The organism is Streptomyces bambusae (assembly GCF_019400985.1).
GTDB lineage: Bacteria > Actinomycetota > Actinomycetes > Streptomycetales > Streptomycetaceae > Streptomyces > Streptomyces bambusae_A.
On sequence record NZ_WTFF01000383.1, the window covers coordinates 1 to 6,359 of the forward strand.

A 6,359-nucleotide genomic window follows, 5' to 3' on the forward strand; every position below is an offset into this window, starting at 1 on the left:
GCCTTGCCGCGGGCGAGGGAGAACGGCATGGGGTCTCCAGTGACCTGTGGGGAGAGATCGACGGGCGCCATCAAAGCAGCCGCAGTTACCTCTGGGTAACACCCGCGACAAGACTTTCTGACGGGAGCGCGGACGTCCGGCGCCGACCGCTTCACAGCCGCTTCAAAGCCGCTTCAAAGCCGCTTCACAGCAGCCCCACGGCCGTCTTCCGGCCGCTGCCGCGCATACTGGGACCATGGAGAAGACGAACCGTCCCGCCTCGCAGCAGCAGCCCACGCGCCCCGCGCGCCCCGGGCGCGGCGAGGCCGGGCGGCGGCGCGCCGAGCCCGAACCGCCCCCGCCCGGCGGGGTGCTGTGGACGATCGCCGGGGACGTCCGGCAGCTGCTGATGCTGCCCGCCGCCTTCACCCTCCAGGTCGCCCACCCGGCCATCGCCGCCGGCGTCGACACGTACTCGGTGTTCCGTACCGATCCCTGGGGCCGCGGCGAGCGCTCGCTGCGCTCCGTGCAGCTGTGGGTGTACGGCGGGGAGCAGGCCGCGGAGGAGGGGCGCCGGGTGCGCCGGCTGCACCGGGAGATCCAGGGCACCGACACCCGGGGCCGCCGCTACCACGCCCTCGACCCCTCGTGCTACGCCTGGGTGCACGCCACCGGCTTCCCGATCTACCGGTACGCGGGCCGCTACCTGCTGCGCCCCTTCACCCCCGCCCAGGAGCGGCAGCTCTACCGGGAGTGGCTCCAGGTCGGCCGGATCCTCGGCCTGCACGACCGGGACATGCCGCAGACCATCGAGGAGTACTGGCCCTACTACCACCGGATGCTGGCCGAGGAGATCGAGCCCACCGCGGTCGCCCGCGAGCTGGTGGCCACCGACGTGCCCCTGCCCCGGCCGCAGGGCGGCTCCCTGCCCGTACGGCTGCTGCTGCGGCTGACGTGGCCCGTGCTGCGGGTGCTGTTCCTGCGCTTCCGGGCCTTCGTCACCGCCGGGTACATGCCGTTCGAGGCCCGCGCCGCCGTCGGGCTGGAGTGGAGCCCCGCGCAGGAGCGCAGGCTGAGGCGGTTCAGCACGGCCGTGCGGATCCTCGTACCGCTGCTGCCCGAGCGGCTGCGCTACCTGCCGATCGCGCGCGAGGCGCGGGCGCGGTGGCGCGCCGGCACCCGGGGAGGGGTGCCGGCGCGCGGGGCGCTCTGACCGCGGCGCTCCGGCCGCAGCGCTCCGACCGTCAGTGGCCGTGGCCGTCGTGGACCTGGCCGCCGTGGTCGTGGACCGTGTTCGTGCCGGCGATCTTCTTCCAGGACCGGGGTTCCACCTGCTGCGTCGGCGCCGACAGCGAACGCGCCGTGGCGGCCGGCGACTTGGGGGACGGCGCGGCCGGCTTGCCCGCCGTGTAGAGCCAGGTCTCGAACAGCTCGGCCAGCGGCTTGCCGGAGATCTTCTCGGCGTACCGGACGAAGTCGCCGACCTTGGCGTTCCCGTACGCCCGCTCGGCCGGCCAGCCCTTCAGGATCTGGAAGAACTTCTCGTCGCCGACCTCGTTGCGCAGCGCCTGGAGGGCGATCGCGCCCCGGTCGTAGACGGCGATGTGGAACTGGTTGTCCGGACCCGGGTCACCCGGCTTGACCTGCCAGAAGGGGTCCTCGGCGGGCCGGGTCGACCAGGCCCAGTCGGCGAGCTCCTGGGCGGTGCCCTCGCCCTCCTTCTCCGACCACAGCCACTGGGCGTAGCGGGCGAAGCCCTCGTTGACCCAGATGTCCTTCCAGCCGTCGACGGAGACGCTGTCGCCGTACCACTGGTGGGCCAGCTCGTGCACGACGACCGAGACGTTGGCACCATTGGCGAACTGGCGCGGGCTGTAGAACGGCCGGGTCTGCGTCTCCAGCGCGTAGCCGCTGGTGACGTTCGGGACGTAGCCGCCCAGCGCGTTGAAGGGGTACGGGCCGAACACGCCCTCCAGCCACTCGGTGACCTCACCGGTGCGTTCGATGCTGGCGCGGGCGGCTCCCGCGTTGTCGCCGAGGTCCTTGCTGTAGGCGTTGACGATCGGCAGGCCGTTCGCGGTCGTGTCCGTGGTGATGTCGAACTTGCCGATGGCCAGGGTCGCCAGGTACGTGGCCTGCGGCTTGTTGGAGCGCCAGTTGAAGCGGGTCCAGCCCAGCCGCGAACTCTGCGACTGGAGCACGCCGTTGCTGATGGCCTGGGTGCCGTCCGGGACGCTCACCGAGACGTCGAACGTGGCCTTGTCGAGCGGGTGGTCGTTGCTCGGGAACCACCAGATGGCCGAATCCGGCTCCTGCGCCGCCACTCCGCCGTCCGGTGTGCGGTGCCAGGCGCTCCAGCCGTCGACCTTGAACTGCGAGGGCTTGCCCGCGTACTTGACGACCACGGCCGTCTGCTTGCCGCGCCGGAGCGGGGAGGCCGGGGTGATCTCCAGCTCCTGGGTGCCGCTCCTGGCGAACTTGGCCTTGACGCCGCCCACCCGGACCTCGCTGACGTCGAGGCCGAAGTCCAGGTTGAAGCGGGAGAGGTCCTGCTCGGCGGTGGTGAGCAGGGTGGCCGTGCCCTCCAGCAGGTCGGTCTTGGGCTCGTACTTGAGGCGGAGGTCGTAGTGGGAGACGTCGTATCCGCCGTTGCCGCTGGCCGGGTAGTAAGGGTCGCCGATGCCCGGGGCGCCCGGAACCGAACTCGCCGCCGACGCCGGGATCACCAGCAGGAGGGACGCGGCCAGCACGCTCGGGGCGATCGCTCTGCGGTACACGCATGCTCCAAGGGGTAGGGGAGGCTGTTGGTGTTCGACCGTATTCACGCCTGGCGGCCCCAGTCATGTCCATGGCCCCTCCTGTCACACGATCGCCATTCGGCCGTCATGATCTTGGAGCAGTCGCGGCCTCTTGCCAGGCCTGGTCGACGTACCAAGCAGTCGCTTAGTATGCGTCGCATGACGATGACGATTCCTCCGAAGGCCGCCCGCCACGCATGGCACACCGCCGTCAACCCGCTGCACGCCACCGTCTACTTCTCGCCGGACACCGTCAGGGAGTTCGCCGCCCTCGGCGTCGAGAACAGGACCACGGCCAACCTCGCGGCCCGGGCCGCGGCGATGGGCGCCGTCGGCGCCGGGGTGGTCGCCGCGACGTTCTACAACTACAGCCACGAGCACCTCGCGCGTCATCTGCCCGCCGTCTGGGACACCATCAGCCCCCAGGAGGCGATCGCCGCCCGCTACCGCGCCGCCGACGCCACCCTGCGCCGGCTGCTCGGCGAGGAGGCCATCGCCTCCGCCGAGCTCGCCGAGGCCGCCGAACTCGCCCTGCGCGCCACCGAGGCCTGCACCCGGCACGCCCGGCCCCTCTACTCCGCCCACGCCGACGTGCCCGTCCCCGAGGAGCCGCACCTGCGGCTGTGGCACGCCACCACCCTGCTGCGCGAGCACCGGGGTGACGGCCACCTGACCGCGCTGCTGACCGCCGGACTCGACCCGCTGGAGGCGCTCGTCAGCCACAGCGCCACCGGCCGCGGCATGTCCGGGAAATGGCTCCAGGCCACCCGGGGCTGGACCGAGGAGGACCTCGACGCGGCCAAGCGGCGGCTGCGCGAGCGCGGCCTGCTCGACGCCGACGGCGAGCTCACCGAGGACGGCGTGGCCCTGCGCGAGCGGGTGGAGACGGAGACCGACCGGCTCGACGCCGCCCCGTACGAGCACCTGGGCGCGGACGGCCTCGCCCGCCTCGCCGAGCTGGGCGGCGGCTTCGTGGGCCGGGCGATCGCCGGCGGGGCCTTCCCCGCCGACCTCTTCGGCAAGGCCTGAGCGCGACGTGAGCGCGACGGGACCGCGGCGTGAGCGCCGGCCTCCCCGCGGCCTGACCGCCGGCCTCCCCGCGGCCTGACGGCGGCGTGACGGCGGCCCGACCGGGACGTGACCGCCGGCCTGGCCGCGATCCGGCCGCGACGAAATCGGCTGTGCTTATCCGGTCCTGTCACCCCCACCTGCCACAATGACAGCCTTCCCGCAGGAGACGAAGGCAGGACCGGATCAGTGACGACGTCCATCGAAGGCAGGATCGCCGAGGAACTCGGCGTACGGGAGCGGCAGGTCAAGGCCGCCGTCGAGCTGCTCGACGGCGGTTCCACCGTGCCGTTCATCGCGCGCTACCGCAAGGAAGCGACCGAGATGCTCGACGACGCCCAGCTGCGCACCCTTGAGGAGCGGCTGCGGTATCTGCGCGAGCTGGAGGACCGGCGCGCCTCGATCCTGGAGTCCGTGCGGGAGCAGGGCAAGCTCGACGCCGAGCTGGAGACCCGGATCAGGGCCGCCGACACCAAGGCCCGCCTGGAGGACATCTACCTGCCCTTCAAGCCCAAGCGGCGCACCAAGGCGCAGATCGCCCGAGAGGCGGGCCTGGAGCCGCTGGCCGAGGGCCTGCTGGCCGATCCCGGCGTCGAGCCGGCCGCCGCCGCGGCCGCGTTCGTCGACGCCGACAAGGGCGTCACGGACCCGGCCGCCGCGCTGGAGGGCGCCCGCGCCATCCTCACCGAGCGGTTCGCCGAGGACGCCGACCTGATCGGCGAGCTCCGCGAACGCATGTGGGGCCGGGGCCGGCTCGCCGCGAAGGTGCGCGAGGGCAAGGAGGAGGCCGGCGCCAAGTTCGCCGACTACTTCGACTTCGCCGAGCCCTTCACGGCGCTGCCCTCGCACCGCGTCCTCGCCATGCTCCGCGGCGAGAAGGAGGACGTGCTCGACCTCACCCTGGAGCCCGAGGAGCCCGAGGAGTCCGGCGTGACACCGGCCGGCCCCTCCTCGTACGAGACGATCGTCGCAAGCCGCTTCGGCATCGCGAACCGCGGCCGCCCCGGCGACAAGTGGCTCGCCGACACCGTCCGCTGGGCCTGGCGTACGAAGATCCAGGTGCACCTCGGCATCGACCTGCGGCTGCGGCTGCGCCAGGCCGCCGAGGACGAGGCCGTCCGGGTCTTCGCCGCGAACCTGCGCGACCTGCTGCTGGCCGCGCCCGCCGGCACCCGCGCCACCCTCGGCCTCGACCCGGGCTTCCGTACGGGCGTCAAGGTCGCCGTCGTCGACGCCACCGGCAAGGTCGTCGCCACGGACGTGATCCACCCCCACGTGCCCGCCAACCGCTGGGACGAGTCGATCGCCAAGCTCGCCCGGCTCGCCGCCGAGCACCGCGTCGAGCTGGTCGCCATCGGCAACGGCACCGCCTCCCGCGAGACGGACAAGCTCGCCGCCGACCTGATCGCCCGCCACCCCGAGCTGACGCTGACCAAGGTGATGGTCTCCGAGGCCGGCGCCTCCGTGTACTCCGCCTCGGCCTTCGCCTCCCAGGAGCTGCCCGACCTCGACGTGTCGCTGCGCGGCGCCGTGTCCATCGCCCGCCGCCTCCAGGACCCGCTCGCCGAACTGGTCAAGATCGACCCGAAGTCGATCGGTGTGGGCCAGTACCAGCACGACCTGTCCGAGGTGAAGCTCTCCCGCTCCCTCGACGCGGTCGTCGAGGACTGCGTCAACGGCGTCGGCGTGGACGTCAACACCGCCTCCGCCCCGCTGCTCGCCCGGGTGTCCGGGATCAGCGGCGGCCTCGCCGAGAACATCGTCGCCCACCGCGACGCCAACGGCCCCTTCCGCAGCCGCAAGGCCCTCAAGGACGTCGCCCGGCTCGGCCCCAAGGCGTACGAGCAGTGCGCGGGCTTCCTGCGGATCCGCGGCGGCGACGACCCGCTGGACGCCTCCAGCGTGCACCCGGAGGCGTACCCGGTCGTCCGCGCCATGGGCAGGAAGGCGGGCGGCGAGGTCGCCGCGCTGATCGGCAACACCGGCGTGCTGCGCTCCCTGCGGCCCGAGGACTTCGTCACCGAGGCCTTCGGCCTGCCCACCGTCTCGGACATCCTGCGCGAGCTGGAGAAGCCGGGCCGTGACCCGCGTCCGGCGTTCCGGACGGCGACCTTCAAGGAGGGCGTGGAGAAGATCGGCGACCTGGCCGCCGGGATGGTCCTGGAGGGCGTCGTCACCAATGTCGCGGCCTTCGGGGCGTTCGTGGACATCGGCGTCCACCAGGACGGCCTGGTGCACGTCTCGGCGATGTCGAAGACCTTCGTCAAGGACCCGCGCGACGTGGTCAAGCCGGGGGACATCGTCCGCGTGAAGGTCATGGACGTGGACATCCCGCGCAAGCGGATCTCCCTGACCCTGCGCCTGGACGACGAGACGGGCGCCGACCGCCCGGCCGGCGGCGCGCCGCGGCAGCGGCAGGACCGCCAGGACCGCCAGGACCTGTATCTTCAACACCTCTGACGCCGCCGACGATCGTACGGGTGTCGGACTCTGTGGACTGCGGAGTATCAGTCG

4 protein-coding genes are annotated in these 6,359 nt (G+C 72.5%); 3 read left to right on the forward strand and 1 reads right to left on the reverse strand.

All coding sequences use genetic code 11. The features are described 5' to 3' along the window. Positions 1 to 235 precede the first annotated feature (235 nt). A complete protein-coding gene (locus GPJ59_RS32075) occupies positions 236 to 1,192 on the forward strand; it encodes an oxygenase MpaB family protein (protein WP_219671434.1) in 957 nt (318 codons plus the stop codon). Between the two features lie 31 nt (positions 1,193 to 1,223). Here GPJ59_RS32075 and GPJ59_RS32080 read toward each other — a convergent pair whose 3' ends face one another. Continuing rightward, a complete protein-coding gene (locus GPJ59_RS32080) occupies positions 1,224 to 2,756 on the reverse strand; it encodes a M1 family metallopeptidase (protein WP_219671435.1) in 1,533 nt (510 codons plus the stop codon). 180 nt (positions 2,757 to 2,936) lie between these two features. On the opposite strand from GPJ59_RS32080, the gene GPJ59_RS32085 reads away from it, so the two are divergent. Both GPJ59_RS32085 and GPJ59_RS32090 read left to right on the forward strand, forming a co-directional pair. After that, the gene (locus GPJ59_RS32085) at positions 2,937 to 3,806 is read left to right on the forward strand and encodes an SCO6745 family protein (RefSeq protein WP_219671436.1); all 870 of its coding nucleotides are present in this window, start codon (positions 2,937 to 2,939) and stop codon (positions 3,804 to 3,806) included. A 228-nt stretch (positions 3,807 to 4,034) separates the two neighbouring features. After that, a complete protein-coding gene (locus GPJ59_RS32090) occupies positions 4,035 to 6,305 on the forward strand; it encodes a Tex family protein (RefSeq protein ID WP_308120604.1) in 2,271 nt (756 codons plus the stop codon). The last annotated feature ends 54 nt before the right edge of the window (positions 6,306 to 6,359 follow it).